Annotated in this window: 1 protein-coding gene; it reads left to right on the forward strand. The window is 70.1% G+C overall.

The annotated features are described in order from the left end of the window. On the forward strand, positions 1 to 415 hold a 415-nt coding region (locus FNL14_RS23130), incomplete at both ends, for a DUF222 domain-containing protein (RefSeq protein ID WP_142065185.1).

Genomic DNA, 415 nt, shown 5'->3' on the forward strand with positions numbered 1-415 from the left:
CGAGCGGACCTACGCGGAGATGTCCGCGGTCGAGGAAATCGCCGGGGTCCTGACCATCAGCTCTCCCGCCGCCGGGGCACTCATCACCCAATCCCGGCAGCTGACCGCCCTGCCACCAGCTATGGACGCCCTCTCCGCCGGGGCCATCTCCTGGCAGCACGCCAAAATCATCGCCGACGAAACCGAAGGCCTCAGCCCCACCGGAGCGGCCGCCCTCGTCACCCACGCCCTGAACCCCAACCCGGCCCGTGGAGCCGCCGCCGGCGAGCTCGTCCCGTCACGCTTCCGGACCAGGGTCCGGAACTGGCGCGAACGCCACCACCCCGAATCCCTGGAGAAACGCCACGCCAAATGCGCCGCGGACCGGAGGATGGAATACACCCCGGACCGCGACGGCATGGCCTGGGTTTCCCTC

The organism is Pseudarthrobacter sp. B4EP4b, from assembly GCF_006680095.1.
Lineage (GTDB): Bacteria > Actinomycetota > Actinomycetes > Actinomycetales > Micrococcaceae > Arthrobacter.